The organism is Amycolatopsis sp. La24 (assembly GCF_029087445.1).
Taxonomy (GTDB): domain Bacteria; phylum Actinomycetota; class Actinomycetes; order Mycobacteriales; family Pseudonocardiaceae; genus Amycolatopsis; species Amycolatopsis nivea.
This window is the reverse complement of the sequence record NZ_JARACH010000058.1, coordinates 33,222-59,027: the sequence shown is the minus strand read 5'-3', so window position 1 is coordinate 59,027 and position 25,806 is coordinate 33,222. Positions and strand designations below refer to the sequence as shown.

Sequence of the window (25,806 nt, the reverse complement as noted above, 5' to 3'; positions counted from 1 at the left end):
CTTGTCAAGGCATCTTTCCCGCCTTGACAAGCCACCCCAGACCGTCAGCACAATCAAGCTTCGGGGTGCCCACCGCAACAATGGGCGCAATGTCGCCGCCAGGCGACGAGCCGACTAAAACAACTCCCCAGCCAACCCCCGATAAACCCCCACCACCTCATCGTCATAAACCTGCAACCGCACCCCAGGCAACCCAGGATGCAGCTGATACTTCTCCGTAACCACCTGCACCACAACATGATCCGCCCCAGCCGCCCGATGCTCCCCCAACCGAGCAGCAATCGCGGAAACATTCCCCAACGCCACCAAATCGTCAATCAACCGATCAGACCCAGACCCGGCCAAATCCTCATCCGAATACCCCAACCGCCGCAAATTGCGAGTGTAATTACCCAACCCCAAATAAGGATTCTCCACCCGCCCCCGAGCCACGCGCCGAGCCCGAACCAGATCCGAACCCACCACAACCTTCTGCTCCGGCGCCAAAAACCCACCAGGACCCAACACCGTCCGAGCGACCCGAGTATGCCGAGGCGGAACCAAATAAGGCACCGCCCCGCCAGCCCGCTCCGCAGCCAACTCCAACATCCTCGGCCCCAGCGCAGCCAACACCCGCCCGGAAATCGGCACCCCACCGGCATCCAGCACATCAAGAAACCGCCGAACCGCGTCCATCGGCCGCTCATACCCCGCCGACTGCTCCCGATGCCCAGCCCCGATCCCGAGCACAAACCGCCCGGGAAACCGCGAAGCCACCCGCTGATAGGACTCAGCCAACACCGCCGGATCCCCCGACCACACATTGACGATGCTCGACCCCACCACCAACGACTCGGTAGCCGCCAGCAGCTCGTCAATCCCGGCCAGATCCACCCCAGGCCCGCCAAGCCACAACGCCGAATACCCCAACTGCTCGATCTCCGCAGCCATCGCCGGAGTAGTCAACGCCCCGACCTGCCACACGCCGTACCCACGCAATCCGATCTCCATGAAGACCACCGTGGCGGCGAAAAAATGGACTGGCAAGTCCAAAAGAAGCCCACAAAGAAGGGCTCCCCGGCACCAGAAAGCCGGAGAGCCCTTCCCCAAGAAAAACCTCAGCCAGTCACGCCGTCCTGCTCAGCCGCCTTGGCCACCGCGGCCGCCACCTCAGGCGCGACCCGCGGGTCCAGCGGGCTGGGCACGATCCGATCCGGCCCCAGATCATCCGAAGCCACCGCCACGATCGCCTCCGCGGCCGCCAGCTTCATGTTCTCCGTGATCGACCGCGCGCCTGCGTCGAGGGCGCCGCGGAACACGCCGGGGAACGCCAGCACGTTGTTGATCTGGTTCGGGAAGTCGCTCCGCCCGGTCGCGACGATCGCCGCGTGCTGTGCGGCGACCGCAGGGTGCACCTCGGGGTCCGGATTGGACAGCGCGAACACGATCGAGTCGTCCGCCATCGTCGACAGCAGGGACGGGTCGATCGTCGCACCGGACAGGCCGAGGAACACGTCCGCTCCGCGCAGCGCCTCGGCGAGACCGCCGGTGAGCCCGGCCTTGTTCGTGGTCTCGACCAGCTGCCGCTTGATCGGGTTCAGGTCGTCGCGCCCGGCGTGCACGATGCCGCGCGAGTCGAGCACCGTCACGTCCGCGACGCCTGCCGCGAGCAGGATTTTCGCGCAGGCCACCCCAGCCGCGCCGGCACCGGAGACCACGACCCGCTCGCCGGCGATGTCGCGGTCGAGCACCAGGTTCGCGCCGCGCAGGGCGGCGAGGGTGACGATCGCGGTGCCGTGCTGGTCGTCGTGCATGACCGGGCAGTCCAGCGCCTCTTTGAGCTTGTCCTCCAGCTCGAAGCAGCGCGGCGCGGAAATGTCCTCAAGGTTGACCGCGCCGAACGACGGGCGCAGCCGCACCAGGGTCTCGACGATCTCGTCGACGTCGGTGGTGTCGAGCACCAGCGGGATCGAGTCCAGCCCGCCGAAGGTCTTGAAGAGGACCGACTTGCCCTCCATGACCGGCAGCGACGCGCTCGCGCCGATGTCCCCGAGGCCGAGCACCGCGGTGCCGTCGCTGACCACTGCCACGAGCCGGTCCGCCCAGGTGTACCGCTTCGCCTTGGCCGCGTCCTCGGCGATCGCGCGGCTCACCTTCGCCACGCCGGGCGTGTAGGCGATCGAGAGGTCGCGCGGGTCGGAGATCGGCCGGGTCGCCGCCACGGAGAGCTTGCCGCCCTCGTGCCCGGTGAAGATCTCGGCGTCGGTCACGGCCGCGACGCTGCTGGCCTGGTCGGTCATCGGAGAACCTGTCGTGGGATCGAGGGAAGCGGGCGGATGGGTCTGGGTCATCGAACGTACTCCTGGGACTGCGAGCGGGGGACCACCTGGTCGACGGGCGAGCAAGCGCCCGTCGAGAGTGGGAACTCGTCCTCCGGACGGCAGCCCAGCGCGGTAGCGCCGGCCTGTCGGCGAGGCGTCTGCGCGGCCATCCGATCCGTGGGGTGTGGCGATGGCCGCCGACGCTGCGGTCCGTCAATCATGACAGGCCCCCGGTCGGCCCCGACCCCTCGGTGCGGCTCATGTCACAGATTCGCGATTCCCAAGACGTCCGTCCGGTTTCGGAAGCAGTTCCGTTCCGGGTCCGGGAAACGCACTCGATAGGGTGGCAGCCATGGACTTCCGCCCGCTCAAGGTCTCCGGCGCGTTCGAGTTCGTCCCGCGCGTGTTTCCCGACGAACGCGGACTGTTCGTCGCGCCGTTCCAGGAAGAGGCGATGGTCCGCGCGACCGGGCATCCGCTTCGGGTCGCGCAGACGAACCACAGCGTTTCGCGCGCGGGCTCGATCCGCGGCGTGCATTTCGCCGACACTCCGCCGGGCCAGGCGAAGTACGTCTACTGCCCGGGCGGGTCGCTGCTGGACGTGGTGGTGGACCTGCGCGTCGGCTCGCCCACGTTCGGCGAATGGGACGCGGTGCGGCTCGATGCGGCCGAGTTCCGCGCGGTCTACGTGGCGGAAGGCATCGGGCACGCCTTCATCGCGCTGGAAGACAACACCGTGATGGCGTATCTCTGCTCGGAGCCGTACAACCCGGCGGGCGAGCACGGCATCAACCCGCTCGACCCGGCGCTGGACCTGCCGTGGCCGACCGGACTGGCCCCCATTGTGTCCGAAAAGGACAAAGCAGCGCCGACCCTGGCCGAAGCGCTCGACCAGGGCCTGCTGCCGTCGTACGCCGATTGCGCGGCGTACTACGAAAAGCTGCGGTCAGCGCACCGCTAGGCGCGCACGCCGTCCTCGGCGATGACCCGTTCGATATTGCGCTCGGCCAGCGCGGTGATCGTCACGAACGGGTTCACGCCGGTGCTGCCCGGAATCAGCGAACCGTCCGTCACATACAGGTTCCGGTACCCCTTCACCCGGCCGTAGTCGTCGGTCGCTTCGCCGAGCACCAATCCGCCGAGCGGGTGGTAGGTGAAGCGGTTCTCGAACGCCCGCGTGTCGCCGAAGAGGTCGTAGCGGTAGATCGTGGAGTTCGCCTTGTTGATCCGGTCGAACAACGATTTCGCCGCGTCGATCGACGGCTGCCCCTGGTCCGGCGACCACTGCAGTTTCGCCGAATCGCTGGCCGCGTCGTAGGCGAAATGGCCGCGTTCGGGGTTCTTGGTGATCGCCAGGTACAGGCTCGCCCACGTTTCGAGCCCGGCGGGCACCGGCGCGATCTCGGCGAACACCGGATGCGTCGGGTTGTCCCAGTCGTCGATGCCGAGCGCGGGCATTCCCGCTTCGAGGCTGCCGGTCGTGTCCCACACGTGGTTGGCGCGGCCGAGCATCACGTTGCCGTTGGTGCCCCAGCCCTGGCCGACGGCTTCGGACAGCCGCGGCAGCCGCCCGGTGTCGCGGGCGCGCACCAGCAGTTCGGTCGAGCCGAGGCTGCCCGCGCCGAGGAACAGGTACTTCGTGGACAAGTGCTTGGTGGCGAGCACATTGCCGAGCGCGTCGGACTCGCGCACCACCAGCGTGTACGTGCCGTCCTGCTGCTGGATGATCTCGCGGACCTCGTGCAGCGTCTGGATGGTCACGTGCCCGGTGCCGAGCGCGGCGGCGAGATACGTCTTGTCCAGCGAGCGTTTGCCGTGGTTGTTGCCGTAGATGACCTCGGACGCGAGCGCCGAGCGTTCGACCGTGCCCGCCTCTTCCTTCTTCATGTACTCGAAGTCGTAGACGCTCGGCACGAACGTCGTCTTCAACCCGGTTTTCTGCGCGGCTTTCCGGGAAACGCGCGCGAACTGGTACGACTTGCAGGTCTCGAACCAGTCCTCGTCGATGTGGTTCACGCCGAGGCCCGCGTTGGCGCGCGGATAATACTTGCCGTACATCTCGTCGGCGTTCACCCGCGGCAGGATTTCCTCGAAGTATGAACGCTTCGGCTGCACCGCCATCGCGCCGTTCACCAGCGACCCGCCGCCGACGCCGCGCCCGACGTACACCGACATCCCGCCGTAGTTCACCCGGTCCAGCACCCCGGCGTACGGATCGATGTCGTGGTTCGCGACGTCCAGCCACAGGAAGGACGCGAGCGGCGCTTCAGTGCGCTTCTTGAACCACATCGACCGCCGGTCCGGCTTCAGCATGTCGCAGAAGACCTTGCCGTCCGGGCCCGGTTCGTTCCACAGCTGGCCCATTTCGAGCATCACCGTGGGCACGCCCGCCTCGCCGAGCCGCAGCGCGGTGACCGCCGCGCCGTACCCGGTGCCGATCACCACCGCGGGCGAGTAGTCCGGCAGCGGCGGAGGCGTCGCCGCACGCGCGGTCGTCGCCGAAATGCTGGTCAGTCCAAGGGCCGCGGCGGAGTTCAGCGCGGCGAGGCCGAGAAATCGGCGACGGTTGAGGGAGGCCATGCCCGGCATGCTGACGCGGCCCGGAGCACCCTGGCAAGGCTAAAACGAACGCTATTCGCATTTGCCCAGTAAACGGTGTTAAGTTTCACTCGGCCGGGGTAACGGGAGGTCCAGCTTTCGCCGGTCAGGCCGCTTTCCGGGGTGTGACCCACACCGTGATCGTCGCGGTGACGACCTCGGTCCCGCGCGCGTCCACGATCCGCACCGGAACGGGAAGATCGAATCCCTTGTCGCCGAACTCGGGGATCTCCGGCAATTCGGCGATCGCCCGGAGCCCGGTTTCGGCTTTCGCGACGTACCTCACTTCCATGCCCTTGGGCAGCCACCGGTGCGTGGCCGGGACGGTGGCCTCGGCCAGCATGCCCATCGCGATCTCGGCGAGGTTGCAGGCGGCGATCGCGTGGAAGGTCCGGATGTGGTTGTGGACACCCCACCACTTCGGCGCGGTCACCGAACAGTGGCCGGGACGGATCTCCCGGATGCTGGGCAGCACGGTGCCGAAGTAGGGCACCCGGAGGCACATCGCGGCGGAAAACAGCTGCTTGCCGCCCGGTTTCGCGGCCAGTTTGCGCCACAGCCCGTACGTCGACGGCGTACCCATCGGCACCTCCCAGGTGAAGTTACTCACCAGTAGCCTTACACACGACGAACCTGCCGGGCAAACCCGCCCCGGCTATATTCGGCCGCGTGGCACATCGGCTCTTTCTTCTCCGGCACGGCCAGACCGAATGGTCGTCGAACGGCAAGCACACCGGGCGCACCGACATCCCGCTGACCCCGGCGGGCGAGGACCAGGCGCGCGCGGCGGGCGGCACCCTGCGGACTCTGCTCGGCGGACCCGGGCTGGTGCTTTCCAGCCCGCGCGGCCGCGCGCTGCGCACGGCGGAACTCGCCGGCCTGCGCGTGGACGAGGTCACCGAAGACCTGGCCGAATGGGACTACGGCGACTACGAAGGCGTCACCACGCCGACGATCCGCGAGACGGTTCCGGACTGGACCGTCTGGACCCACCCCGTCCCCGGCGGCGAAAGCGCGGACGACGTGCAGGCCCGCGCGGACAAGGTGCTCGACCGCGCCCGGCGCGAAATCGAGAACGGCGACGTCGTCCTGGTCGGGCACGGGCACTTCAGCCGCGTGCTCGTCGCGCGCTGGCTCGGCCTGCCCGGCACCTCGGGTGTCCACTTCGGACTGGACCCGGCCGGTCTCGCGGTGCTCGGCGACGAGCGCGGCGAACCGCAGATCGAACATCTGAACCTGCTGCCCGCGTTGGAGGGATGAAGTGACCGACCCCCGCGTACGGCGGATCCGGCCGGAAGACGTCGACGCCGTCGTGGAGCTCGTCTACGCGCTGGCCGAGTACGAACGCGCCCCGCAGGAATGCCATCTCACCGCCGAGCAACTGCACGGCGCGCTGTTCGGCGAGGCTCCGGCGCTGTTCGGCCACGTGGCCGAAGTGGACGGCGAGATCGCCGGATTCACCTTGTGGTTCTTGAACTTCTCGACTTGGCGCGGCACGCACGGGATCTACCTGGAAGACCTGTACGTACGCGAGGAACAACGCGGTTCGGGCCTCGGCAAGGTGCTGCTGGCGACGCTGGCCGCGGAATGCGTGGACAAGGGCTATCACCGGCTGGAGTGGTCGGTGCTGAACTGGAACCCGGCGGTCGGGTTCTACCGGGCGCTGGGGGCGCTGCCGCAGGACGAATGGTCGGTGTACCGGCTGACTGACGAACCGTTGCAGGTGCTGGCCAAAGAGGCGTGAGACTCGTGCGCGCCTAGGCCGGTTCTAACCGGCTTAGGCGCGCACGAGCTTTTACGGCGTGGGCAACGGCAGCCCCGGCAGGCTCTGGTCCCTCGGCACCACCCCGTCGACCAGGTAGTCGTCGACCACCTTGTCCACGGCCTTGTTCCCGCCAATTCCGTAGATCCCGTGGTCGCCTTCCCCGGTCACGGTCAGCATTCGCGAGTTCTGGAACGCGGCGTGCGCCTTCCGGGCGCCTTCGATCGGCGTGGCCGGGTCGTGTTCGGACTGGACGATCACCACTGGCGGCACGCCTTTCCCGTCCAGCACCGGCATCGGCCGCGGCTGCCCGGGCCAGAAGGCACAGACCTGCATAGACATCCACAACGAACTGTGCACGGTCACGCCCTGGTCGAGATACTCCTGCGACCGGCGGATCAGCGACTGCCGGTTGCCCTTCCACGGCCCGTCGTTGCACAGGGTCGTGATCAACGTCGACACCATCGCGTCGTCCGCACCGGCCTGAACCGCGACGCCCATCGGACTCGTGTTCTTCGCCTCCGACAACGTCTTCCCGAGCGCCGCGCGAGCGTCGTCCTTGACCTGCGCCGAAGACCGCGCGTCGGTCAGCGTTTTGACCCGGACCAGCACGGTCGCGATCGTCGGGAACTGGCTTTTGGCCTTGAGCGCGCCGACGATGAAGGAGTCGAGCGCGACCGCGCCGAGCTTCGTGCCGTTCACCTCGACCGGCTCGCGGGTCAGCGCGTACCGGACGCTTTCGTAGGTTTGCCGGGCCGCCTCGCCGGTCGTGCCGAAGTGGAACTTGGCGTCGTAGCGGGCCAGCCACGGCAGGAAATCCTGCCGCCAGCGGCGTTCGTAGCCGGCCGGCTGGAAGTCGAACGACTGCTGCCAGGAGCCGGTGAACTGGGTCGAGGAATCGAGCACGAACCGGCCGGTGTGCTGCGGGAACTGCTGGGCGTAGTGCGCGCCGAGCCAGGTGCCCGCCGAGTACCCGATCCAGTTGATCCGGTCGCGGCCGAGCAGGGTGCGCAGCAGGTCGAGGTCCCGGACGTTCTGGAAGGTGCTGATCAGCGACCCCAGTTCGCCCGAGGCCCGGTGGCAGGCGGTCGCGACGTACCGGACCGCGTCGACGATCTGGTTCAGATTGCGCGGATCGCGGTCGCGGGGATCGAGATCGGCTCCGGTGTCGGCCGCGCCGCCGCAGGTGACGTTGGTGCTGCGGCCGGTGCCGCGGGTGTCGATGCCGATGATCTCCTGGTGCTCGCGCAGTTTGCCCTGCCCGCGCAGCATCGCCGGGAACCAGCGGCCGGCGCCGCCGGGACCGCCCGGGTTGGTGAGCACCGACGCCGTCGTGGCCCCGGTGGATTTGAGCCTGCTGATCGCGATGGTCAGGTACTGCCCGTCGGCCGGACGGTCCCAGTCCCGGGGCGTGCGGTAGGCGGAGCATTCGAGGCCCGAGATGTCGGTGCCCGGTGGCAGGTCGGCCAGCTCGCCCGGCGCGCAGGCGTGCCAGTCCAGCGCCTGCCCGGCGTAGCGGGCCGGGATCGCGGCGGCGTCCGCGGCCGCGGGCAATGCCCCGGCAAGCAGCCCGCCCGCCACCGCGGTGCTGGTCACGACGAGACGCAGTCTCCTCATGGGTTCCCCTCTTCGGAATTCGGATGAATTCGGTTGCGCAGTCCCGATTCCATCGGCTGAGGGGTGCCGCTACCAGTGCCGCCGCGTCACCTGTCCGCTATGACGTGACGTCACTGTCGTTCAGTCCTGTTCGTGCCGCTCCCGCTCGGCCCGCCGCCCCGCGAGACCGCCGCGTTCGGCGGCTTCTTCCTCGGTCTCGTCGTCGTGCATTCCGAGCGCCCACGCCCGCGACGGGCGGCGGAACAGCAGCACCAGCGCCGCCAGCCCGCACAGGCCGATCGGGACGCCCCACAGCGGCTGCCCGGACGGTCCGAGCAGGTACCAGCCGACCCCGATCAGCAGCAGCGCCACGACGACGCCGGGCGACCGCGCCCACGTCTGGCCCAGCAGCAGTCCGACCGAGGCGGCGAGGAAGACCACCGCCAGCACCGCGTACGTGCCGAACTCGGCCCACACGTTGTTGCCCGGGATCGGCGGGTTCTGCAGCCCGTGCACCAGCAGCACCACGCCGAAGACCAGCAGGCCGATCCCGGGCACTCCGGTCAGGACGCCCGCGAGGCGGACCTCGAACGGGGTGGGCGGCGGGTTCTCGGGATGCGACACGGGCGCGGCCCTTTCAGCTGCTGGGGCGGGACTTTTGCGGGGAGCTTCGCCGGGGCACAGCCACCCGACCAGCGCGGGTCACCGTGCGTGAGCACTACTGATCGTATGCCACCCGGTCGGCCGTTTTCCGGGGCGGCGGCCGCGGAGAAAATCGGGGTAGTCGTCGATGAGCGGGCGGTCGGCCCGGGTGCACTTGTCACGACGCGCGGAGTTTTCGCCGTCTGCAGAGGAGGACCGCCCGCCACAGGGTCGCCACAGGTCACCGAGCCGGGACGGCGCGCGCGAGCGGCTGAGCTTCGCGTCACCATGTGGCGCTGGAGGTACGTCCGCCGGGCGGAAAGCACTTACCCTGCGGTAGTGCGCGCCATCCTCGTCGTGAACCCCCAGGCCACCTCGACCACCGCGGGTGGCCGGGACGTGCTGGCGCACGCGCTGGCCAGCCAGGTGAAGCTCGACGTCGTCGAAACCGACTACCGCGGGCACGCGCTCGCGGTGGCCCGTTCGGCGGCCCGCGACGGTTTCGACCTGGTCGTGGCCCACGGCGGCGACGGCACGGTCAACGAGGTCGTCAACGGTCTCCTCGCCGATACCGCGGGCGCTCCCGGACGCTCCGGGTCCGTCCCGATGCTCGGCGTCGTGCCGGGCGGCTCGGCCAACGTGTTCGCCCGCGCGGTCGGCCTTCCCGCCGATCCGGTCGAGGCGACCCACCAGTTGCTCAACGCACTGGAGACCGAACGGACCCGGCGGATCGGCCTCGGACTGGCCGACGGGCACTGGTTCACCTTCAACGCGGGCCTCGGCTGGGACGCCGACGTCGTCGGCCGCGTCGCGAAACGACGCGGCAAGCAAACCAGCGCGAGCCTCTATCTGCGGGCCGCGGTGCGCTCCTACTTCCGCCCTCCGCTCGGGCGGCCGGCGCTCACCGTCCGGATCCCCGGCGAGGAACCGGCCGAGGCGGTGACCGCGTTCGTGTCGAACACCGATCCGTGGACTTACCTCGGGGAACGTCCGGTCCACCTCAACTCCGGCTGCTCGTTCGAGACCGGATTGGGCCTGTTCGCGTTGAACGGTCTGCGATTGCCCACCGTGTTCACGCATGTACGGCAAGCTCTGCTCACGGAGAGCGATCAGCACGGCCGCCGTCTGCTCCGTCGCGACGATGTGCCTCTGATCCGCATCGACGCAGCTGAACCGGTCAACTTCCAGGTCGACGGGGACCTCGTCGGACAACGCACCCGGGTCGAGTTTCAGAGCGTTCCGGATGCACTCACCGTAGTCGGGTAGCCGAGCGACCACTGATCGCCCGCGGCAAAGTGCGTTCTGCCGCTCGGCGACGCAAACCCTCCGTTCACCGCACCGGCCTTCCGGCGAGCGGAGCTTTTCAGAACGAAACCGCAGGTCAGAGGCATAGCTCGGCCGGGTGAGCTGACTCACCGATCTTGTCGAAACCCTTGTCGAACGCGGTGCTTCGTGAAAGCATTCACAAGCACCCAAAAACACGACCGCCACTACTGTGGCGCGGCCCTCCCGCGTCACTGTGAAGGAGCTCACGAACATGGACTGGCGCCACGACGCGGCCTGCCGAGACGAGGACCCCGAGCTGTTCTTCCCGGTGGGAACCAGCGGTCCGGCTCTGTTGCAGGTCTCCGAGGCGAAGGCCGTGTGCCACCGCTGCCCCGCGGCTTCCGACTGCCTGGCCTGGGCTCTGGCCAGCGGCCAGGACGCAGGCGTCTGGGGCGGAATGAGCGAAGACGAGCGACGCGCGCTCAAGCGCCGCCGTACGCACATCGGCACGCGTACCACCGCCTGAGTCTTTCGACTCAGCTGCAGCACCCAGAATCGCAAGCACCACCTCGGACCGGACTTTCGCCCGGCGGGCATTCGCGTGCCCGTGCCGCACATGGCGACATATACCCGGTTCGAGCGTAACAACCGAGGTCGGCCACCCCGCATCCGGGTGCCGCCTCGCCAAGGACTATCCAAGTCCTCCCGCGGAACGTTGAACGGGCCGGTACCGCCGAGCTTCACTGGTACCGGCCCTTCACCGCGTCTGGGGTCCGATGTGGACACTCAGGCTTCGCGTGCCCAGCGCACGTAACGCATCTTCTGCGTGAACCCGGCGCGCTCGAAAACTCCGGGTGCCCCGACTGCGCTCGCCGTGTCCACGGCGAGGCTGGCTTGGTCGTACCCGTGCTCCGCGGCGGCCCGCAACGCGTGTGCGATGGCCGCGCTGGCCAGTCCTCGGTTCCGGTAGCCGGGAATGGTGCCGATCACCATGAAGTGCGCGTCGCGAATTCCGGTCGCTTCGGTGTCGGCTGCCCAAGACAGGGCCAGCACGAGACTCACCGGAGCGCCGGTTGCCTTGTCCCGCAGCAGAAAACTGATCTCGGGCTGAAGAGTGTGGTTGGTGAACTTGTTCTGCCACGCGTCCGCGTTCACCGGGGTCGCGCCCCAGTGGTCTGAAAAGGACTCGTTGCGGACGAGCCGGAACTCCTCGTCGAGGTCCCGGGTCCACTGTTCCGCTTGGAATCCGTCCGGGAGCGGCGCTTCGCCGACCGTCCCGAGTGGATGTTCCATGCGCTGGAACCAGCGAGCGGGCGAAAAACCTTGCGCGGCAAAGAGTTCTTTCGTCCCGGCGATGTGCTCGGCCTTGTGGATGTCGACGGCGAGCTTCAACGTCGGATGGTGCAGTTCGTGCACCGCCTTCGCCCCGGCGATCCCGGCTTCCACCAGCCTGGTGCCGATCCCCTGGCGGCGATAGTCCGGATGGACCCCGCCGTCGAGGAAGACCCGGTGGATTTCCTCGGGATGCTGCTTGTACCGGGTCTTCACGTAGCCGACCATCCGGTCGCCGTCGAACGCGGCGAGGCTCGCGCGTTCGAGATCGGAGAACGGGTCGATCAGCTCTTGGAGAGTGTCGTCGGCGGTGTAGTTCTCGCCGATCCGGTCGGCCGTTTCGATGGCGTTGAGCAGATCGGCCGAGGACTGGGCGTCCGCTTTCGTGAGCGGGCGCCACTCGAGGGCAGGCATGCGCCGGACAGTAATCCGGCGCCTGCGGGCTGTCGCCGGATTTTCTAGAGCCGCCGCGACAACGGAATCCGCAGCGCCGCCTCGGTGCCCGGCACCCGGTTGCCCGCCTCGTCGGTGCGGACCTGGCGCAGCGAAAGCGACCCGCGCAGCTCCGATTCCACCAGCGTCCGCACGATCTGCAGCCCGAGCCCGTCGCTGCGCTCCAGCGAGAACCCGGACGGCAGGCCGCGGCCGTTGTCGCGGATCAGGATGTCCAGCCAGCGCGCCGACCGTTCCACTATCAGCTCGACCTTGCCCGGCCTGCCCTGCGGGAACGCGTGCTCGATCGCGTTCTGCACGAGTTCGGCGAGCACCATCACCAGCGGTGTCGCGATCTCGGCCACGACCACGCCGAACGAGCCCTTGCGGGTCATCCCGACCTTCGATTCCGCGGTGGCGACCTCGCCGACCATCGGGAGCACGTTGTCGAGCAGTTTGTCCAGGTCCACGCGTTCGTCGACGGAGATCGACAACGCCTCGTGCACCATCGCGATCGACGACACCCGCCGCACTGATTCGCCCAGCGCCAGCCGGGCCTCCTCGCTCGTGGTGCGCCGCGACTGGAGCCGCAGCAGCGCGGCGACGGTCTGCAGGTTGTTCTTCACCCGGTGGTGGATCTCGCGGATCGTGGCGTCCTTCGACATCAGCGCGCGGTCGCGGCGCTTGACCTCGGTGACGTCGCGGACCAGCACCAACGCGCCCGCGGGCTGTCCGGCCGGGCGCAGCGGCAGCGCACGGAACAGCACGACCGCGCCGCGCTTCGAGTCGGCCTCGGTGCGGGTGGACGGCTTGCCGTCGAGTGCCTCGATGATCCGGTGCGACACCTCGGTGGCGTCGAACGGGTCGCGGATCAGGGACCGGGTGAGCGGGGCCAGCCGCTGCCCGACGAGGTCGGATTCGTGGCCCATCCGGTGGTAGGCGGACAGGCCGTTGGGGCTGGCGAACACGACCGTGCCGGCCTGGTCGAGCCGGACGAGACCGTCGCCGACGCGCGGGCTGGTGTGCGTGTCGGTCTGGTTGCCGCCGGCGGGCGGGAAGGTGCCGTCCACGATCATCTGGCACAGGTCGCCCGCGCTGCCGAGGTACGCGATCTCCAGCGGGCTCGGCACGCGCGGCGCGGCGAGGTTGGTCTCGCGGCTCAGCACGGCGATCACCTCGCCGCCGAAGCTCACCGGCACCGCTTCGCGGCGCATCGGCAGGTCGCGGTACCAGTGCGGGTCTTCCTCGCGGCAGATCTTGACCTCGCGCATGGCCTTGGCCAGCTGCGGGTGCTCGTCCACGGTGAACCGGGTGCCGACGACGTCCTCGGGATGCGCGGTGGGCGCGGTGGTCGGCCGGGCGTGCGCGACGCACACGAAATCGCCGCCGTCGGGCTGGTGCTCGGCGGAAACCGGGACCCAGAGCAGGAAGTCGGCGAACGAAAGGTCGGCGAGCAGCTGCCACTCCGCGACGACGGTCTGCAGGTGGTCGGCCGCTTCGCCGGGGAGGCCGGTGTTCTCGGCGAGCAGGTCGGAAAGGGTCGACACGGCTACCGGCCGCCCTCGAATGCGGTGTGTTCGTTCATGCCTGCGCACCTCCTGAGTTCATCCAACCAGAGCGTAGGCGCGGGTGCCGCCGAGGAGCTCAGCGGCCGCATGACACACTGGAACGGTTGACCCGTTCCCGGCCGGTGTGTCGAACCCCGCCCCGGGACATGCAGCGGACACCCGAGGAGAGAACATGTCGAAGCGCGCCCGCAAGCGTCGCGACCGCAAGAAGAACGGCGCCAACCACGGCAAGAAGCCCAACGCCTGAGTCCGCGCCCGGACGTGACACGGCCCCCGCACCGGATCGGTACGGGGGCCGTTGTCGTGTGGTCAGTCGCGGCTGGTGCGCTGCTCCACGGTGATCTCGGTGCGCTCCACGGTGACGCCGCCCTGCGTGGCGACGGTCTGCCGGATGGAGGCGCGCAGCCTGCTCTTCAGCTCCGCGGGGGCGAGGTCGCCGCCGCATTTGCGGGCCAGCAGGTGCTTGATCTGCTCGTCGATGCCGTACTCCTCGAGGCACGGCGGGCAGTCCTCGATGTGCCTGCGCAGTTCCGCGTCCCGCTCCGGACTGCATTCGCGGTCCAGCAGCAGGTAGATCTCCGCGAGCGCGTCCTCGCAGGGCATCTTCTCCGCGGGCACGTCTTCCGAGCTCATCGTTTCGCCACCTCCTCGCGGTTGCCCCGGATGAAGCCGCGCTCGCGCGCGACGTCGGCCAGCAGGTCGCGCAGCTGGGCGCGGCCGCGGTGCAGCCTGGACATCACGGTGCCGATCGGAGTGTCCATGATCTCGGCGATCTCCTTGTACGCGAAGCCCTCGACGTCGGCGAGGTAGACCGCGAGCCGGAACTCCTCGGGCAGCTTCTGCAAAGCGGCCTTGACGTCGGTGTCCGGCAGGTTGTCCATCGCCTCGACCTCGGCCGAGCGAAGGCCGGCGGAGGTGTGGCTTTCCGCACGGGCGATCTGCCAGTCGCTGATCTCGTCCGTCGGCTGCTGCACCGGCTGCCGCTGACGCTTGCGGTAGCCGTTGATGTAGGTGTTGGTGAGGATGCGGTACATCCACGCCTTGAGGTTCGTGCCCGCCTTGAAGGACGCGAACGCCGCGTACGCCTTCAGGTAGGTTTCCTGGACCAGGTCCTCGGCGTCGGACGGGTTGCGGGTCATCCGCATCGCGGCCGCGTATAGCTGGTCGAGCAGGGGCATCGCGTCGCGCTCGAAGCGCTCGGCGAGCTCCAGTTCGTCGGCCGCCGTCTCCGGCGCGGAGTTGGGGGTGCTCGGCAAACCGTTCCCTTCCCGTTCGGCGTCGATGCGCGTCTGCGCATACGGCAGCACCGAGTTTACGCGGGGATTCGGAAAGCCGGTCCCGGGACGGCTCCTTGCGGGGCGGGGGGTGGCGAGCGTGGTGGTCACGCTGTCTTCAACAGAGTGTGCCGACCAGGCATTCCCGAGCTGTTTCGTAGACTCGCCGCCATGGCGGGCAAGGGCACTCCGGCGACGGCGCTGCTGCAGAAGCAGAAGGTGGCGCACACCGTGCACACCTACGACCACGATCCCCGGGCCGAGTCGTTCGGCCTGGAGGCGGTGGAAGCGCTGGGCCTCGAGCCCGGCCGGGTGTTCAAAACGCTGGTCGCGGACGTGGACGGGAAACTGGTCGTCGGCGTGGTGCCGGTCACCGGCCAGCTGGACCTGAAGGCGCTCGCCGCGGCGGCCGGGGGCAAAAAGGCGAAAATGGCCGACCCGGCCGCGGCCCAGCGGGCCACCGGATACGTGCTCGGCGGGATCTCGCCGCTCGGCCACCGGAGCCGCCTGCCCGTGGTCCTGGACGGCTCGGCACTGGACCACCCGACGATGTTCTGCTCCGGCGGCCGCCGCGGTCTCGAGGTGGAACTGGATCCCGCCGAACTGGTCCGGCTGACCGGCGCGGTCGTGGCCGGGATCGCGGCGGGCTAAGCGGCTTCGGGTTTTTCGAGGACGAAGAACAGGAAGCAGAGGAAAGCTTCCTTGCCCTGCATTTCCTCGGGGAACTTCTCCTTCGCCCCCTCGGCCGGGTGCGGCTCGCTGACCACTGAGATGCGGAACCCGGCTTTGGCGAAGTCGTCGGTCATCGCGTGCAGCGGACGGTGCCAGTACTCGAGGACGCCCTTTTGCCCGTTGAAGGTGTACTCCTCGGACCATCGTTCGACGGCGAAGTAATCGCCCTCGGGATGGACGAATTTGCAGAGAACCGGGTGGTTGACCGCCAGGATCAGCCGCCCGCCGGGCCGGATGATCCGGCGCAATTCGGCCAGCGGGGCGGTCCAGTCCTCCAGGTAATGCAGCACGAGGGCCACGATGACGTCGTCGAACTGCTGGTCGGCGTACGGCAGCGGCTGGCTGATGTCGGCGACCCGGAGATCCGCGTCCGCGCCGAGTCTTTTCCGGGCGAGCTCGACCATGGTGGCGCTGAAATCGAAACCGCTCACCTGCGCGCCGCGTTCCCGCAGCGAGGCTGCCAGCGGTCCGGCCCCGCAGCCCGCGTCGAGGATCTTCCGGCCTGCCACGTCGCCGGCGAGGTCGAGAATCGCGGGGCGGGTGTAGTAGGCGTTGATGAGACTGTGCTCGGTTTCGATCGCGTAGGCCTCGCCGAACGTGTCGTAGTCGTTGGCGAGAGTCTCGTCGGAAGCGTTGGCAGTCATGAAATCCACCCTGGCACGGGCTGCCCATCGCTCGCCGCCGCAGCCACGAGTTGCCCACAGGCTCGCCAGCTTGTGGATAACTCAGTTTAATAGGGTCTGAGCTGCGAATTCTTTGCGCCGGATTATCCACAGGCCACCGGGCGAGCCGCCAAAACGGCGCGGTCGGAAAAACGCGGCCAAACCGGTGCGCGAGCCGCTGCGGCCGCTCAGAGGTACGTGAGGGGAACCCTCACGACACCACCTCCCACCGCAGCCAAGACAAGTCCCAGCCGTCACAGGTGCGGCCGGACAACCCGCCCCAGCCACTCCGCGGCAGCCCGCGCCACCGCGTCCAAATCGCTCGCCAGCGTGTGGTCCCCCGCCACCATGACGACCTCGTGGTGCGGAGCCGCCGAAGGCCTCCCGAACGGGTCCCGCTCCCCCTGGATCACCAGCGCGGGCACCTCGACCGCATCGAGCTCCGCTTGCCGGGACTTCTCCGGCTTCCCCGGCGGATGCTCCGGAAAAGCCAGGCACAGCACGGCAACCGCCTGCCCGGCCGAAGCCGTTCGGCACGCCACCCGGGCACCCGAGGAACGGCCGCCGAACACCAGCGGCAGATCGTCGAACCGGGCGGAGATCTCGTCCGCCACCGTCAGCCACGCCGTGTCCAGTTGCTTGGCCGGAGCGGGAGCCCGGCGGCCGGCCACCCGGTACGGCTGTTCCACCAGCGCCACGTGCATCCCGGCCGCCTTCGCCGCCTGGGCTACCGCGACGAGGTCCTTCGCCCCGATGCCGCCGCCCGCGCCGTGGCCGAGCAGGAGCACCGCGTCGCCATCGGGCGCGCAATGCAGTTCGGCTCGCGCGATCCCGTGCTCGGTGTCGATCTCGAGCGTGGTCATGACAGGTCGAACAGCGAGTCGACGGATTGTTCGGTTTCCGTGCGCCGCAAGAGTTCCGGGCCGTTGTTGCGGACGTTGTTCACCAGGCTCGACACCGGCCGCAGCTCCAGCGATTCGACGACCGAGGGCGACGTCGGCACCATCAGTTCGTCCACTTCGGACCGGTCCGGGTCGAGCCAGCCCGCCCAGTTCTCGTGCGGCACGATCAGCGGCATCCGGTGGTGGACGTCGGTGAGCTGGCCCGCGGCGTCGGTCGTCAGGATCGAGAAGGTGATCAGCGGTTCGGCGTCCGCGTCGTCCTTGGCCCGCCAGCTTTCCCAGATTCCGCCGAAGGCGAGCGATTTCCCGGAGGGATCCGTCATGTAGAACGGCTCCTTCTCCTTGCCCGTGCGCCGCCACTCGAACCAGCCGTCGGCGGGGACCAGGCAGCGCCGCGACGCCAGCGCGCGCTTGAACGCGGGCTTCTCCTTCGCGGTTTCCGCACGCGTGTTGATCATCCGCGAACCCGCCGAAGGATCCTTGGCCCAGAACGGAACCAGGCCCCACCGCATGATCCGCAGCGAGCGCTCCGCCGGTTCGTCCTCGAGAACGAGCCCCTCGGCGTCGCGGGGGTGCCGCTGCACCACGGTCACGACGTTCTTGGTCGGCGCGACGTTGTGATCCACTCGCGCCCGGCCCTCGGTCAGGTCGACCGCGGCGAACTCCTCGACCAGCTTCGCCGGGTCTTTCGTCGCGGCGTAACGGCCGCACATGCCAACCTCCTCGGGGTGCCTCGAACGCCATCGTCGCACGCAAACCGGGCCCGGCGCGACCGGCATGGGATCATTCGACCAGGCAAAGGGCGACCGGGAGGACGTGGGCGGCTTGGGGCGAGGCGACTGGAGGCGGCTGGACGAATCCGACGTGCGGGTGCGTCCTGGCAAGGGCACCAGGCCACGCAGCAAGCGCAGGCCCGAGCACGCCGACGCGGTCACCGCGATGGTGATCGGCAAGGACCGCGGCCGCTGGACGTGCGCGGTCGACGCCGATCCGGATCGCGTCGTGATGGCCATGCGGGCCCGCGAAATGGGTCGGGTCTCGGTGGTCGTCGGGGACATGGTCGCGCTGGTCGGCGACGTGTCCGGACGGCCGGACACGCTCGCCCGGATCGTCCGCGTCGACGAGCGCACCAGCGTGCTGCGCCGCACCGCCGACGACACCGACCCGTACGAACGGGTGGTCGTCGCCAACGCCGCGCAGCTGCTGATCGTCACCTCGCTGGCCGATCCCCTTCCCCGGCCGGGATTCATCGACCGCTGCCTCGTCGCGTGCTACGCGGGCGGCCTGGAACCCGTGCTGTGCCTGACGAAAGCCGACCTCGCCAGCCCGGATTCGCTGCTCGCCGGCTACGCGGGCCTCGACGTCCCGGCCATCGTCACCCGGCACGACGAGGAGCCCGAGGGCCTGCGCGAACGCCTCGCCGGCCGGATCACCGCCCTCGTCGGGCACTCCGGAGTCGGCAAGTCGACATTGGTCAACCGCCTGGTGCCCGCCGCCGAACTGGCGACCGGCGACGTCAGCTCGGTCGGCAAGGGACGGCACACCTCGGTCGCCGCGGTGGCGCTGCCGCTGGCGGGCGGCGGCTGGGTGGTCGACACCCCCGGCGTCCGGTCGTTCGGGCTCGCGCACGTGACCGCGGACGACATCGTGAACGCCTTCGAGGAGTTCGCCGCGGCCGCCGAGGAATGCCCGCCGAACTGCGGCCACCTCGGCCCGCCCGAGGACCCGGACTGCGCGCTGGACGACGTGGTCGCCGACGGAAACGCCGGAGCGGAACGGCTGGCGTCGCTGCGCAGGCTCCTGGTGTCGCGTTCGGGCGGCGGGGACATCCGCACCGAATCGTGACCTGAACGGCGTAACCCCTGGCGTCGGCCGCCGATACGGAGTGCGACAGCTTCCAAGTCCAGGGGGAAATCCATGCGGCTCCGCGTTGGCGCCGCGGCCGTTTGCGCCGCGCTCGCGCTGGCTGGGTGCGGCGCGCCCGCGCCATCGACGGCGGGCCCGTTCACCGATCTCGGGTCGCTCGCCGCGGCTGTCCGCCAGAGCCTCGGGAAGACCGGCACGGTGCGGCTGACCATGTCCGAAGAGAGCGGCAAAGGAACGGCCGACGTCGAGGTCGGCCTTCTCTACAACGGCCCGCACACCGCGGTCGACCTGCGCATGACCAACGGGGCCGAACTGCGCATGTCCGGCCAGACGGTGTTCGTCAAACCGCCCACCGCGCAGGCCGACTCCGGCAGCCGGTGGATCCGGGTCTTCCCGCTCGCCGCCGACCTGTACTCCAGGGCGTTCTGGAAGCTCGCGGAGCAAACCGCCGAACAGACCGACCCACTGCGCACCGTCGACCAGCTCGTCCGAGGCGGCGAGCTGGCCGGGTCCGAACCGGCCGAACTCGACGGCCGCAAGCTCACGCACTACCGAGTGCGGCTCGATTTCGAACGCGTGGCGGACCATCTGATCGGCTTCGTCTCCGACGAATCGCAGTACCGGATCCGGACGCGCTTGTCCGGGAAGGAGGTACGGATCCCGCTCGACCTGTGGCTCGACGACTACCAGCGGCCGGTCAAGGTCGTCCTGGACGAACGGCCCATGGCCCGGTTCGACCCCGATCTGACCGGCTCGGTGCTGACCGTCCAGTACCGCCGCTGGGGCACTCCGGTCGAGGTCGCGGCCCCGGCCGCGGATCTGGTGGACAACCTGGGCGGATAAGGTAAACCGGAAAAACCTCTCCGGCGGAGGGAACCTTTTCCCGCCGGACGGCGTCTCAGAAGCAACCTCGCGGAGTCGCCCCGCGCGCCGGACCGCAAGGACGCGGCCGCGAAGGCAGCCGGCGGCAACGCAGGTGAAAGACCGATTCCTTCCTAGGGGGAGAACCATGCGCAAGACCACGACGTTCGCTGTCGCCGCCGGTGCGGCGCTGGCGCTGGTGCTGACGGGCTGCGGCTCGAGCGCCGAGAACGGCACCGCGTCCCCGGCCGGGCAGTCCAAGGACGGCGGGTCCGGCCTGGCGTCGCCGTTCAGCGACGCGCTGAAGCTGGCCGACGCGGCCAAGCAGGGCACGGAGAAGGCCAAGTCGGCGAAGATGACGATGGAAATGATGGGCCAGAAGGCCGAAGGCTCGATGCGCTTCGACGGCGAGAACTCGGCCATGGCCATGACGATGGACAGCCCGCAGGGCCCCACCGAAATGCGCTACGTCGACAAGACCCTCTACATGAAGGTCCCGGCCTCGCAGTCCAAGCAGTTCGGCAGCGACAAGCCGTGGCTGAAGATCTCGCCGGACGCCACCGACCCGATGTCGCAGTCGTTCAGCAAGATGATGTCGCAGTCGACCCAGCAGAGCGACCCGACCCAGATCCTCGACCAGGTCTCGAAGGCCGGCCGGATCGTCTCGGCCGACCAGGTCGACCTGAACGGCGAGAAGGTCAACCACTACAAGGTGGAGCTGGACGTCAGCAAGTCCATGGAGACCTACGCCAAGGGCATGCCCGAAGAAGTGAAGACCCAGATGAAGAAGATGCTCGAGGGCAAGAGCATCCAGATCCCGGCCGAAATCTGGATCGACAAGGACCAGCTTCCGGTGCAGATCACCATGGACCAGACGGAAATGATGAAGCAGCTCGGCGCCTCGACCGGCTCGCCCGCCGCGGCCGCGGCCGGCGGCAAGATCGACGTCAAGTACAGCGACTGGGGCAAGCCGGTCGACGTGACCGCGCCGCCCGCCGACCAGGTCACCGACTTCGGCGAGCTCATGAAGAAGATGGGGCGCTGACCCCCGCCGCTCTTCGCGGGCCCCGAGCCACTCCGGCTCGGGGCCCGTTTTTTGTGCGCTACTGCCGGTAGCACGCGTTCCCCCGAACGGGGCGGACCCGCCCGTTGTGCTTGGCTTGAGACACCTTACGGCCGGTCAGAGAGGGTTTTCGGATGCGCAGGACGGCCGTGGCGGGTGTCGCCGCGCTGCTGGCGATCGCCTCGGCGGGTTGTTCCAGCACCCCGGAACCGCAGCGCTTCACCGACGCCCGCGCGCTCGCGGACGCCGCTTCGGCCGCGACCTTGGCCGGGCACACCGCGAAGTTCACCGCTGACGTCACCACCGGCACCCTCGTGTCCCACGGCCAGGGCCAGGCGAAATTCGACCCCGCCGGAACGTCGCTCTCGATGACGACGGACTACGTCGGCGAGCCGATCGAACTGCGCCTGGTGGACAAGACTCTGTACGCGAAGGTGCCGGAAAGCGCGCGAGACCAGGTCAGCGACCACAAAGCGTGGGTGAAGGTGTCGCCGGACGGCACCGATCCGCTCTCGCAGGTGCTGGGCGGCAGCCTGGCGCAACTGGCCGAGCAGAACGACCCGGCGCGCACCCTGGCGCAGGTCCGCACGGCGGGAACCGTGGCGTCCAGCGAGCAGACCACCCTCGACGGAGCCTCGGCCGAGCACTATCACCTGACCGTCGACCTGGGGAAACTCGGCTCGGAACTGCCCGGTGGGCTTCCCGCCGAAGCGCTGACCCGGCTCGGCGACCGCGGCAAGACGGTGCCGTTCGACCTTTGGCTGGACCCGCAGCACCGGCCGATGCAGCTGGTCCTGGACCTGACGCCGGTCATGCAGGCCACCGGGCAGACCGGCGTCGCCACGGTCAAGGCGCACTACACGGACTGGAACTCCCCGGTCACCGTGCACGCCCCCGCCCCGGCGGAGATCGGCGTCCTCACCGGCGGCTGACGTGCCGTGAAGGGCTCCTTCCGGGAATCTGATTCCCGGAAGGAGCCCTTCACGGACCGCTAAAGCAGTTCGAGCAGGAAGGGCAGTTCCTGCAGCGCGTACCAGGCCAGCTCGTGGTCTTCGGCGTCGCCGAGGGTGAACTCGGCGTCCTCGTCGCCGAGGTCAGCGGCGTCGATCACCGCCGCCGCGGCGGCCACGGCTTCCTCCGCTTCGGCCGAGTCCACGTGGATCGCCGCGATCTGGGACTTCGGCACGGGACCGGCGAGGCGCACGACGGCCGCGTCCAGGTCCGGCCGCAGCGTCGCGTCGTCGACGTCGACCGAGACCACGGCCCGCCGCGGTTCGGCCTTTTCCTCAGCGGCGATCAGGCGCAGCGAGGCACGGGCCGCGTCCAGCAACGCCGCGTATTCCAGTTCCTCGTCGGAACCGCTCGCGTACGCCTCGCGCAGGGCGGGCGTCAGCGCGAAACCGGTGCCGCTGCGAGCGCGGAACTCGCCATTGGCCTCCAGGTCGCGCAGCATCGCGATCGTCGCAGGCAGATAAACCCTCACCAGTGCGCACCCTTCAGCTCTTCCAGTGCTTCTTCGATCATCCCGCCGAGCAGCCCGACGTCGAACGCGGCCTTGCGGTCGCCGTTGAGTCCGAAGTAGACACCGCCGTGGTAGGAGGTGACCCCGATCGCCAGCGCCTGCGTGCGCATCAGCGGCATCACCGGGAACATCTCCACCAGTCTCGCCTCTCCGGCATACATCGGCACCTGCGGCCCCGGCGAATTCGTGATCATCAGGTTGAAAATCCGCCCGGACAGCGATCCGCCGGCCCGAGCGCCGAGCGAATGCAGCGTCGCCGGTGCGAACCCGCTCACCTTCAGCAACCCGCGCGCGGCCACCGATCTTCCCGAATTCAGGTGCTCGGCCATCGCGTGGCCGATGTGCTGCAGCCGCAGCACCGCGCTCGGCTCGCCGACCGGCAGGTCGATCAGGTAGGCCGCGACCTCGTTGCCGACCAGCGCAGGAGTCGCGAACTCGGCCGTTTCGGCGTCGGTGACCGCCATCGGCACGAGCGCGCGCACGGTCTCGGTCGGCGTGAGGTGCTCCCCGCGCGACAGCAGCCATTCCCGCAGCGCACCGGTGATCGCGGCGAGGATGACGTCGTTGACCGTGCCGCCGTGGTCCGCGCGGATCTTGCGGAAATCCTCCAGTCGCGTGCGCACGACCGAGAACACGCGTCCGCCGGAGACCCGGACGTTCAACGGCCCGGGCGGCGCGGGTCGGGTGATCGTCGCCGCGACGCCACCGAGCGTCTCGACGGCCTTGCTCACCGTGGTCACCGCGTCACCGGCGATCGAGCGCACGTTTTCGATCAGCTCGCCGGGCCGTTGCACGGTCTCGCTCATCGCGTCGAGCACCAGCTGCGCACGGCTGGGCTCGCGCCGAGGGGCCCACATGTCCTCGAACGGCTCGGGCGGTTCGGGAGTCTCGTCGAGGATGAGCTGGCCGAGGTCGATCGTGCCGACACCGTCCACAACGGACTGGTGCGTTTTCGTCACCATCGCGACCCGGTCGCCGGCCAGCCCCTCGACGAAATACGCCTCCCACAGTGGGCGTTCCGGCGCGAGCCGCCGCGACATCAGCCGCGCGACCAGGTCGAACAGCTGGTCGTCGCTGCCCGGCTGAGGCAGCGCGGAGCGGCGGACGTGGTAGTTCAGGTCGAAGTCGACGTCGTCCACCCACACCGGACGCGCGAGGTGCCCCGGCACGCCGAGCACGCGCTGCCGGTAGCGGGGCAGGAACGCCAGCCGCGCGGCGACGAGGTCGAGCACCTGCTCGTAGGTGAACCCGGACGACGGCCGTTCGAAGATCGCCACGCCCCCGACGTGCATCGGCGTCGTCTGGTCCTCGACGTACAGGAACGAGGCGTCCAGCGCGGACAGGCGGTCGGGCATGAGCCGATCCTTACACAATGCGAGACTGGCCGGTGTGGGTGATGAGCTGGCGGGTTCGCCGAAAGACCGCTTCCTGACCGTCTACGGGCGCAAACCCGTGCTGGAGGCGCTGGGCGATCCGGATCTGCGCGTGGACAAGGTGATCCTCGCCGACACCGCGCGCGGCCCCGCCGCCGCGGAAATCCAGCGCGCCGCGAAAGCCGCCGGGGTGCCCGTGCAGCGAGCGAGCGCCCACCGGGTGAAAGTGCTGGCCGGCAATGGAAAACAGGATCAGGGCGTACTGGCCGACGTCGTCGCGCCGCGAATGCGAGCCCTCGCCGCGGCCCTCGACGACCGCCGCCCACCGGCCCGGCTGCTGCTCCTGGACGGCATCACCACACCGGCCAACGTCGGAATGATCCTGCGCACCGCGACGGCCGCCGGGCTTTCCGGCGTAATCGTGCCGCGCCGGGGCGTCGCCGCGCTGGATCCGATGGTGGTGAAATCCTCGGCGGGCGTTGCCTTCCGGGCACCGGTACTGCGCTGCGGATCGGCGCGCGAGGCGGCGGAAATGCTGGTGGAAGCCGGATACAGTCTGTTCGCACTCGGTGCCTCAGCGTCGACCTCGGTGTTCGACGCGGAGCTGCCGCAGCGCTCGGCCTTCGTACTGGGCGGCGAAACCGAAGGCGTCGGCGAGGCAGTTGCCGAGTTGGTGACTGAGTGGCTGTCCATCCCAATGCCCGGCGACGTCGAATCACTGAACGTCTCCGCCGCAGCTGCCGTGCTGTCGTTCGAACTGGTGCGACGCGGGGTCAGCTGAACAACGCGGCCAGCTCGTCGAGAGTCTCGGCGACGCTGCGGTGATGCACGCCGACCATGCCCGCGGCGACCGCCCCACGCACGTTCCGCTCGGCGTCGTCCACGAACACACACCGCGGCGCGGCCAGCCCGATCCGCTCAGCCGCGACAAGATAAATCTCGCGGTTCGGCTTGGCCACGCCGACCTCGCCGGAGAAGACGAGCGCGTCAAAGTATTGGGCCAGCTCAGTTTTCACCCCAGGGGCGGCTCCGGGTGCGTTCGAGACGAGCGCGGTGCGGGTTCCGTTCGCGCGGGCGTCGCGGAGGTATTCGTAGAGCAGCGCGGCGTCCGGGTCGGTTAGGACTCCGGCGTAGTCGACGAGCAAGCCTTTCAGCACTTCGCCAGCCTAACTGTTTGTTCTGCCGGTCGGGTTTCCTCGGCAGGTCAGCACGATGCGCGTTGCGGTTATTCGGGCAGGGCCGCCCAGGTCCGCGCGGGATTCACGCATCGCCTCCGGTGCGCTCAACGTGGCGCGCGCACTGGCCACACTCGTCGCGGGCGTCCTGCGCCCACTGCTGCCGGGAAGCCCCCTAGCGCATCAAGCTCATCCCGTCTGCGCCAATCTGCCCTTTTCGCCGGATCAGGCACTCAACGTCCCATCCCCCGGCCCTTGGACGCACTAACCCGCGGGTGGACGTCCATGTTTCGGGGAGGGAACTCAATGACGAACCACAGCCTCCGGCCGCTGGCTGCGGTCCCGGAGGTCAAGGGGCGGCGCAGGCATCGGCGCGGTCGGTGGCCGTCGCCGCACGAGCTGCCGCCTGCCGGGCATCGGCTGGTGCGGCTTGCCGATCCGCCTACTGGGCAGCGGCTGAGCCAGCGGCTCAACGCCATCCTCGAAGTCCTCGCCGGGCGGCGGGCGGCCGGGCAGATCCGTCCGCTCGTGGACGAGGCGTTGTTTTCCCGGCTCAGCAGCCAGGGGCTGATGCCTGGCATCCGCCATCACGTCGCCGGGGAGTTGCGCGTCTGCCGTCCGGCCGAGACCGCGTTGGAGACCAGCACGATCATCCACTCCGGACCTCGAGTGCTGGCGTTGGCGGCCCGGTTCGAGCGCACGCGGACGGGGTGGGTGTGCACGCGGTTTCACGTGCTCGCACCGCGCGCCGAGATCGCGCAGGCTGGTCGGTCCTCAGTGGCCTGATTCCCAGTGGGACACGTGTCCTGAAGATTAGGACAGGGATCCTGCAGCAAGTCCACTGTGGAGACAAAAAGAACGGCAGCACGAGCGTTCTCGT

General features: G+C 69.0%; 28 protein-coding genes. 12 read left to right on the top strand and 16 right to left on the bottom strand.

The features are described 5' to 3' along the window. Positions 1-114: 114 nt before the first annotated feature. A complete protein-coding gene (locus PUT80_RS36475; protein WP_275294844.1) occupies positions 115-990 on the bottom strand; it encodes a TIGR03620 family F420-dependent LLM class oxidoreductase in 876 nt (291 codons plus the stop codon). Positions 991-1,097: 107 nt separating this feature from the next. After that, entirely contained in the window at positions 1,098-2,279 is a 1,182-nt protein-coding gene (locus PUT80_RS36470; protein ID WP_037816832.1) for an NADP-dependent malic enzyme, read from the bottom strand. 373 nt (positions 2,280-2,652) lie between these two features. Here PUT80_RS36470 and rfbC point away from each other — a divergent pair, with 373 nt between their 5' ends. Then, on the top strand, positions 2,653-3,261 hold the full coding sequence (gene rfbC / locus PUT80_RS36465) for a dTDP-4-dehydrorhamnose 3,5-epimerase (protein ID WP_275294843.1): 609 nt from the start codon (positions 2,653-2,655) through the stop codon (positions 3,259-3,261). Here the strand turns inward: rfbC and PUT80_RS36460 are convergent. Both PUT80_RS36460 and PUT80_RS36455 read right to left on the bottom strand, forming a co-directional pair. Next, a complete protein-coding gene (locus tag PUT80_RS36460; RefSeq protein ID WP_043832876.1) occupies positions 3,258-4,880 on the bottom strand; it encodes a GMC oxidoreductase in 1,623 nt (540 codons plus the stop codon). The genes rfbC and PUT80_RS36460 overlap by 4 nt on opposite strands. A 124-nt stretch (positions 4,881-5,004) precedes the next feature. Then, positions 5,005-5,481, bottom strand: coding sequence for a hotdog fold domain-containing protein (locus tag PUT80_RS36455; protein WP_037816508.1), 477 nt, complete (start codon positions 5,479-5,481; stop codon positions 5,005-5,007). 86 nt (positions 5,482-5,567) lie between these two features. On the opposite strand from PUT80_RS36455, the gene PUT80_RS36450 reads away from it, so the two are divergent. Together PUT80_RS36450 and PUT80_RS36445 are read left to right on the top strand one after the other, a co-directional pair. Further along, positions 5,568-6,158, top strand: a complete 591-nt coding sequence (locus PUT80_RS36450; protein WP_037816510.1) for an acid phosphatase — start codon at positions 5,568-5,570, stop codon at positions 6,156-6,158. Position 6,159: 1 nt separating this feature from the next. Beyond that, the gene (locus PUT80_RS36445) at positions 6,160-6,642 is read left to right on the top strand and encodes a GNAT family N-acetyltransferase (protein WP_037816515.1); all 483 of its coding nucleotides are present in this window, start codon (positions 6,160-6,162) and stop codon (positions 6,640-6,642) included. Between the two features lie 51 nt (positions 6,643-6,693). On the opposite strand, the gene PUT80_RS36440 is transcribed toward PUT80_RS36445, so the two are convergent. Together PUT80_RS36440 and PUT80_RS36435 are read right to left on the bottom strand one after the other, a co-directional pair. Next, complete coding sequence (locus PUT80_RS36440) at positions 6,694-8,277, bottom strand: alpha/beta hydrolase (protein WP_275294842.1); 1,584 nt, start codon at positions 8,275-8,277, stop codon at positions 6,694-6,696. Positions 8,278-8,397: 120 nt separating this feature from the next. Beyond that, positions 8,398-8,880, bottom strand: a complete 483-nt coding sequence (locus PUT80_RS36435; RefSeq protein WP_037816520.1) for a hypothetical protein — start codon at positions 8,878-8,880, stop codon at positions 8,398-8,400. 357 nt (positions 8,881-9,237) lie between these two features. Between PUT80_RS36435 and PUT80_RS36430 the strand changes: the two genes are divergently transcribed. Beyond that, positions 9,238-10,164, top strand: a complete 927-nt coding sequence (locus tag PUT80_RS36430) for a diacylglycerol kinase family protein (RefSeq protein WP_037816524.1) — start codon at positions 9,238-9,240, stop codon at positions 10,162-10,164. A 271-nt stretch (positions 10,165-10,435) separates the two neighbouring features. Further along, a complete protein-coding gene (locus tag PUT80_RS36425) occupies positions 10,436-10,690 on the top strand; it encodes a WhiB family transcriptional regulator (RefSeq protein ID WP_009082948.1) in 255 nt (84 codons plus the stop codon). Between the two features lie 260 nt (positions 10,691-10,950). On the opposite strand, the gene PUT80_RS36420 is transcribed toward PUT80_RS36425, so the two are convergent. The 4 genes from PUT80_RS36420 to PUT80_RS36405 form a co-directional block, all read right to left on the bottom strand. Then, positions 10,951-11,910, bottom strand: a complete 960-nt coding sequence (locus PUT80_RS36420) for a GNAT family N-acetyltransferase (RefSeq protein ID WP_275294841.1) — start codon at positions 11,908-11,910, stop codon at positions 10,951-10,953. 44 nt (positions 11,911-11,954) lie between these two features. Then, positions 11,955-13,475, bottom strand: coding sequence for a PAS domain-containing sensor histidine kinase (locus PUT80_RS36415; protein ID WP_009082952.1), 1,521 nt, complete (start codon positions 13,473-13,475; stop codon positions 11,955-11,957). 330 nt (positions 13,476-13,805) lie between these two features. Continuing rightward, positions 13,806-14,129 (bottom strand): mycothiol system anti-sigma-R factor, encoded by a 324-nt coding sequence (rsrA, locus tag PUT80_RS36410; protein ID WP_037816528.1) that lies wholly within the window; start codon positions 14,127-14,129, stop codon positions 13,806-13,808. After that, a complete protein-coding gene (locus PUT80_RS36405; RefSeq protein ID WP_037816837.1) occupies positions 14,126-14,752 on the bottom strand; it encodes a sigma-70 family RNA polymerase sigma factor in 627 nt (208 codons plus the stop codon). Before PUT80_RS36405 ends, rsrA begins: the two co-directional genes overlap by 4 nt. A 189-nt stretch (positions 14,753-14,941) precedes the next feature. On the opposite strand from PUT80_RS36405, the gene ybaK reads away from it, so the two are divergent. After that, positions 14,942-15,421 carry a Cys-tRNA(Pro) deacylase gene (gene ybaK, locus PUT80_RS36400; protein ID WP_037816530.1) on the top strand — a complete coding sequence of 160 codons (480 nt, stop codon included), beginning with the start codon at positions 14,942-14,944 and terminating at the stop codon, positions 15,419-15,421. Here ybaK and PUT80_RS36395 read toward each other — a convergent pair. From PUT80_RS36395 to PUT80_RS36385, 3 genes are all read right to left on the bottom strand, one after another. Then, positions 15,418-16,146 (bottom strand): class I SAM-dependent methyltransferase, encoded by a 729-nt coding sequence (locus tag PUT80_RS36395; RefSeq protein WP_275294840.1) that lies wholly within the window; start codon positions 16,144-16,146, stop codon positions 15,418-15,420. The genes ybaK and PUT80_RS36395 overlap by 4 nt on opposite strands. A 272-nt stretch (positions 16,147-16,418) precedes the next feature. Next, a complete protein-coding gene (locus PUT80_RS36390; protein WP_275294839.1) occupies positions 16,419-17,027 on the bottom strand; it encodes an alpha/beta family hydrolase in 609 nt (202 codons plus the stop codon). Next, positions 17,024-17,779: an SOS response-associated peptidase gene (locus PUT80_RS36385; protein WP_275294838.1), complete on the bottom strand. Its 756-nt coding sequence runs from the start codon at positions 17,777-17,779 to the stop codon at positions 17,024-17,026. The genes PUT80_RS36390 and PUT80_RS36385 overlap by 4 nt, the downstream gene beginning before the upstream one ends. 112 nt (positions 17,780-17,891) lie before the next feature. Here PUT80_RS36385 and rsgA point away from each other — a divergent pair, with 112 nt between their 5' ends. The 4 genes from rsgA (at position 17,892) to PUT80_RS36365 (ending at position 21,788) form a co-directional block, all read left to right on the top strand. Next, positions 17,892-18,911 (top strand): ribosome small subunit-dependent GTPase A, encoded by a 1,020-nt coding sequence (gene rsgA / locus PUT80_RS36380; RefSeq protein WP_037816845.1) that lies wholly within the window; start codon positions 17,892-17,894, stop codon positions 18,909-18,911. Positions 18,912-18,983: 72 nt separating this feature from the next. After that, positions 18,984-19,775 carry a hypothetical protein gene (locus PUT80_RS36375; protein ID WP_037816556.1) on the top strand — a complete coding sequence of 264 codons (792 nt, stop codon included), beginning with the start codon at positions 18,984-18,986 and terminating at the stop codon, positions 19,773-19,775. Between the two features lie 166 nt (positions 19,776-19,941). Further along, on the top strand, positions 19,942-20,838 hold the full coding sequence (locus PUT80_RS36370; RefSeq protein ID WP_037816559.1) for a hypothetical protein: 897 nt from the start codon (positions 19,942-19,944) through the stop codon (positions 20,836-20,838). 152 nt (positions 20,839-20,990) lie between these two features. Further along, on the top strand, positions 20,991-21,788 hold the full coding sequence (locus PUT80_RS36365) for a lipoprotein (RefSeq protein WP_037816564.1): 798 nt from the start codon (positions 20,991-20,993) through the stop codon (positions 21,786-21,788). A 59-nt stretch (positions 21,789-21,847) separates the two neighbouring features. Here the strand turns inward: PUT80_RS36365 and PUT80_RS36360 are convergent, their stop codons facing one another. Both PUT80_RS36360 and PUT80_RS36355 read right to left on the bottom strand, forming a co-directional pair. Then, complete coding sequence (locus tag PUT80_RS36360; protein ID WP_106961329.1) at positions 21,848-22,339, bottom strand: hypothetical protein; 492 nt, start codon at positions 22,337-22,339, stop codon at positions 21,848-21,850. Next, entirely contained in the window at positions 22,336-23,733 is a 1,398-nt protein-coding gene (locus tag PUT80_RS36355; protein WP_037816566.1) for a wax ester/triacylglycerol synthase family O-acyltransferase, read from the bottom strand. Before PUT80_RS36355 ends, PUT80_RS36360 begins: the two co-directional genes overlap by 4 nt. A 34-nt stretch (positions 23,734-23,767) precedes the next feature. On the opposite strand from PUT80_RS36355, the gene PUT80_RS36350 reads away from it, so the two are divergent. After that, on the top strand, positions 23,768-24,532 hold the full coding sequence (locus tag PUT80_RS36350) for an RNA methyltransferase (RefSeq protein ID WP_037816568.1): 765 nt from the start codon (positions 23,768-23,770) through the stop codon (positions 24,530-24,532). Here PUT80_RS36350 and PUT80_RS36345 read toward each other — a convergent pair. Then, on the bottom strand, positions 24,525-24,908 hold the full coding sequence (locus tag PUT80_RS36345) for an HAD-IA family hydrolase (RefSeq protein ID WP_275294837.1): 384 nt from the start codon (positions 24,906-24,908) through the stop codon (positions 24,525-24,527). The two genes, PUT80_RS36350 and PUT80_RS36345, sit on opposite strands and share 8 nt — an antisense overlap. Positions 24,909-25,232: 324 nt before the next feature. Between PUT80_RS36345 and PUT80_RS36340 the strand changes: the two genes are divergently transcribed. Next, positions 25,233-25,712, top strand: a complete 480-nt coding sequence (locus PUT80_RS36340) for an Rv3235 family protein (RefSeq protein WP_205670141.1) — start codon at positions 25,233-25,235, stop codon at positions 25,710-25,712. Positions 25,713-25,806: the final 94 nt, after the last annotated feature.

Excerpts from the sequence above, each read along its gene's own strand:
- PUT80_RS36375 (WP_037816556.1), top strand. The coding sequence starts at position 18,984 with ATGCGGCTCCGCGTTGGCGCCGCGGCCGTTTGCGCCGCGCTCGCGCTG.
- PUT80_RS36365 (WP_037816564.1), top strand. The coding sequence starts at position 20,991 with ATGCGCAGGACGGCCGTGGCGGGTGTCGCCGCGCTGCTGGCGATCGCC.
- PUT80_RS36460 (WP_043832876.1), bottom strand. The coding sequence starts at position 4,880 with ATGGCCTCCCTCAACCGTCGCCGATTTCTCGGCCTCGCCGCGCTGAAC.
- PUT80_RS36340 (WP_205670141.1), top strand. The coding sequence starts at position 25,233 with ATGACGAACCACAGCCTCCGGCCGCTGGCTGCGGTCCCGGAGGTCAAG.
- rfbC (WP_275294843.1), top strand. The coding sequence starts at position 2,653 with ATGGACTTCCGCCCGCTCAAGGTCTCCGGCGCGTTCGAGTTCGTCCCG.
- PUT80_RS36425 (WP_009082948.1), top strand. The coding sequence starts at position 10,436 with ATGGACTGGCGCCACGACGCGGCCTGCCGAGACGAGGACCCCGAGCTG.
- PUT80_RS36390 (WP_275294839.1), bottom strand. The coding sequence starts at position 17,027 with ATGACCACGCTCGAGATCGACACCGAGCACGGGATCGCGCGAGCCGAA.
- PUT80_RS36470 (WP_037816832.1), bottom strand. The coding sequence starts at position 2,279 with ATGACCGACCAGGCCAGCAGCGTCGCGGCCGTGACCGACGCCGAGATC.
- PUT80_RS36440 (WP_275294842.1), bottom strand. The coding sequence starts at position 8,277 with ATGAGGAGACTGCGTCTCGTCGTGACCAGCACCGCGGTGGCGGGCGGG.
- PUT80_RS36475 (WP_275294844.1), bottom strand. The coding sequence starts at position 990 with ATGGAGATCGGATTGCGTGGGTACGGCGTGTGGCAGGTCGGGGCGTTG.
- PUT80_RS36385 (WP_275294838.1), bottom strand. The coding sequence starts at position 17,779 with ATGTGCGGCCGTTACGCCGCGACGAAAGACCCGGCGAAGCTGGTCGAG.
- PUT80_RS36395 (WP_275294840.1), bottom strand. The coding sequence starts at position 16,146 with ATGACTGCCAACGCTTCCGACGAGACTCTCGCCAACGACTACGACACG.
- ybaK (WP_037816530.1), top strand. The coding sequence starts at position 14,942 with ATGGCGGGCAAGGGCACTCCGGCGACGGCGCTGCTGCAGAAGCAGAAG.
- PUT80_RS36420 (WP_275294841.1), bottom strand. The coding sequence starts at position 11,910 with ATGCCTGCCCTCGAGTGGCGCCCGCTCACGAAAGCGGACGCCCAGTCC.
- PUT80_RS36455 (WP_037816508.1), bottom strand. The coding sequence starts at position 5,481 with ATGGGTACGCCGTCGACGTACGGGCTGTGGCGCAAACTGGCCGCGAAA.
- PUT80_RS36370 (WP_037816559.1), top strand. The coding sequence starts at position 19,942 with ATGCGCAAGACCACGACGTTCGCTGTCGCCGCCGGTGCGGCGCTGGCG.
- PUT80_RS36355 (WP_037816566.1), bottom strand. The coding sequence starts at position 23,733 with ATGCCCGACCGCCTGTCCGCGCTGGACGCCTCGTTCCTGTACGTCGAG.
- rsrA (WP_037816528.1), bottom strand. The coding sequence starts at position 14,129 with ATGAGCTCGGAAGACGTGCCCGCGGAGAAGATGCCCTGCGAGGACGCG.